2 protein-coding genes are annotated in these 3,138 nt (G+C 64.2%); both read left to right on the top strand.

Features of this window, described 5'->3' with window-relative positions; translation table 11 throughout:
- Positions 1–12: 12 nt before the first annotated feature.
- Positions 13–1,470, top strand: coding sequence for a cardiolipin synthase (cls, locus tag AC1D1X_RS19365; protein ID WP_477698924.1), 1,458 nt, complete (start codon positions 13–15; stop codon positions 1,468–1,470).
- Positions 1,471–1,490: 20 nt separating this feature from the next.
- Complete coding sequence (sbcB, locus tag AC1D1X_RS19360; RefSeq protein ID WP_477669430.1) at positions 1,491–2,960, top strand: exodeoxyribonuclease I; 1,470 nt, start codon at positions 1,491–1,493, stop codon at positions 2,958–2,960.
- The last annotated feature ends 178 nt before the right edge of the window (positions 2,961–3,138 follow it).

Here is a 3,138-nt window from a genome sequence, read left to right as displayed (position 1 = left end):
AGACGCCCCGCCTTGACCCTTCCCGAACTCAGCTCAGAATGGAAAACCGGCCTCTCCCTGGCATGGAGTGCCTACATTGCCGTGCTGTCGGTCTGGATCGTGATGCAAAAGCGCGCGCCGGTCTCCACCATGAGCTGGATCCTGTCGCTGGCCTTGCTGCCGTTTGCCGGCTTCGTGATTTACTACTTCCTCGGTCCCCAGCGCCTCAAAAAGCAGCGCCTCAAGCGGCTGCGCAGCCGCGCCGGCGCGCGTGGCGATGCCGATCTGGCCCAGTTGCAGGGCGTGGCCGAAAGAGCACCTCCGGCCCTGCGGCAGATGACCGCCCTGGGAACCGCCGCCTGCGGTCTTCCGGTGTCCAGTGCTACCGGCGTCCAGCTGCTTTCAGGGGGTGCGCATACCTTCGACAGCATCTTCGACGCGATCCGCGACGCCCGCCATCATGTGCACCTCGAGTACTATATTTTTGAGCCCGACCGCATCGGCACTGCCCTGCGTGACCTGCTGGCCGAAAGGGCTGAGCAGGGCGTCAAGGTACGGCTGCTGGTCGATGCGCTCGGCTCCAAGCGGCTTGGGAGCCGGTTTCTGGCGCCACTGGAGGCTGCCGGCGTCGAGATTGYGTTCTTTCACGATACCCGCATAGGCCGCCGCCTGCGCCCGGTGACCAACTACCGTACCCACCGCAAGATCGTCGTCTGCGACGGCCGCGTCGGCTTCACGGGCGGCGTCAACATCACCGATGAAGAAGACCGGCGTACCCGCGCCGATGCCTACCATGATGTGCACCTGCGCATTGAAGGCAGCGCGGTGCGATGGCTGCAGACCACCTTCCTGGAAGACTGGACCTACGCCACCGGCGAATCGATAGCCGACACGGACGGGACCCTTCCGCACCTGCTGCCCCTCCTGGTGCCCGACGAAGAAGCCGGCGACATTCCGGTGCAGGTGGTGACCAGCGGGCCGGACAACATGCTGGAGCCGATTCACCGCATGCACCTGGCCGCCATCAATGCCTCCACCCAGCGCGCCTGGCTGACCACGCCTTACTTCGTGCCGGGAGAGCCCGCGCTGATGGCGCTGACCAGCGCCGCGCTGCGCGGCGTCGACGTGCGCCTGCTGGTGCCGCGCCGCAGCGACAGCTTTATTGTCAGCGCCGCGGCGCGCTCCTACTTCGACGAACTGATCGCTGCCGGTGTCAAGGTCTGGGAGTACAAGGCCCGCATGCTGCACTCCAAAACACTGGTCGTCGACGACAGCTGTGCCATGGTCGGCACCGCCAATTTCGACAACCGCAGTTTTCGCCTCAACTTTGAAGTGATGGCCGTGGTCTACGGCCCCGCGCTGGCAGGGCCGCTCGCTGCGCAGTTTGAAACCGACCTGCTCAGCGCCGCGCCTGTGCGCGCACATCGCCCCCAGAATTTTTTGATGCGCCTGCTCGATGCCACGGCGCGGCTGTTTTCCCCCTTGCTCTAATTACCTACTTCGAGTTCTTCATGCCCCACACCTTCCTCTGGCACGACTACGAAACCTTCGGCATCAACCCGCGCCGTGACCGGCCCGCGCAGTTTGCCGGCATTCGCACCGACGCAGAGCTCAATGAAATCGGCGAGCCGCTGATGATTTATTGCAAGCCGGCCAACGACTACCTGCCCAATCCAGAGTCCTGCCTGCTCACCGGCATCACTCCCCAGTTGTGCATGGAGCGTGGTGTGGCCGAGCACGAATTCGCCGCGCAGATCGAAGCCGTGCTGGCCGAGCCCGGCACGATCGGCGTGGGCTACAACACCATCCGCTTCGACGACGAAGTCACGCGCTACCTGTTCTGGCGCAACCTCATTGACCCGTATGCGCGCGAATGGCAAAACGACTGCGGCCGCTGGGATCTGCTCGATGTCGTGCGCATGGCCTATGCGCTGCGGCCCGAAGGCATCGCCTGGCCGCTCAAGCCCGATGAACGCAGGCCGGACGACGCCAGCGCCGTACGCCCCAGCTTCAAGCTCGAAGACCTGGCGCGTGCCAACGGCCTCATGCACGAGTCGGCGCACGACGCCCTGTCTGACGTGCGCGCCACCATCGCGCTGGCCCGCCTGATCCGCAAAGCGCAACCCAAGCTCTTTGATTTTTGCCTGGGCCTGCATAAAAAAGACCGCGTGGCCGCAGAGCTGGGCCTGCCCACCAGCCCGCAAACGGCCCAGCCGTTTTTGCACGTCTCGGGCATGTTCCCGCCAGAGCGCGGCTGCCTGGCCGTCATGTGGCCGCTGGCAACGCATCCGACGAACAAGAACGAGCTGCTGGCCTGGGACTTGTCGCAAGACCCGAGTGAGCTGCCTTTGCTCGACGTTGCCACGCTGCGGCAACGCCTCTTCAGCAAATCGGCCGAGCTGCCCGAAGGTGTGCTGCGCCTGCCCATCAAATCGGTTCACCTGAACAAGTCACCCATGGTCGTGCGCAAGCTCGCCACGCTGTCGCCGGAGATGGCGGCCAAATGGAATGTAGACATCCCCGCAGCCCTGGCCAACGCCGAGAAAGCGGCCAGCCTGCCCGACATGAGCGCCATTTGGCCCGAAGTCTTCCAGCGGCCCAAAGAGCCCACGCCGGATGTCGACGAAGACCTGTACGGCGGCTTCATCAACAACACCGACCGCCGCCGCCTGAACCAGTTGCGCGCCTTGTCACCCGCCGAGCTGGCCCACGCCCGCATCGGCTTTGACGACGAACGACTCGGGGAGCTGGTGTTTCGTTACCGGGCACGCAACTTTGCCGAGACCCTGTCGCCCGAAGACGCGGAACGCTGGGAGGCGCACCGCGCTGCGCGCCTGCTGGAGGGTGAGGGCGGGGCGCGGAATGTGGATGCGCTGTTTGCCGAGATAGATGTGTTGGCGGAAACGGCGGATGCGAAGGGGCAGGTGGTGCTTGAGGCGCTTTATGAGTATGCGGAGATGATTGCGCCGGAGATGTCGTAGGTGGCTTTTGCAGGTCAGGCTTGTCTTGGCCTAGGCGCTCTTTGCTGACGGTAGCTGGCCGGGCAACCCCCCGGCCAGCAGCTCTCAGCAAAGCGCGCGCCCATCAAACYAACAACAACCCAAAAAGAAGCCGCTATCAATTCAATAGCTGCTAGCGCTCGCCCTAATTAATCAAAAC

This window comes from Polaromonas sp. P1_G4 (assembly GCF_056405475.1).
The sequence above is the reverse complement of the archived record's forward strand: the minus strand, read 5'-3'. Positions and strand labels throughout refer to the sequence as shown.

Excerpts from the sequence above, each read along its gene's own strand:
- sbcB (WP_477669430.1), top strand. The coding sequence starts at position 1,491 with ATGCCCCACACCTTCCTCTGGCACGACTACGAAACCTTCGGCATCAAC.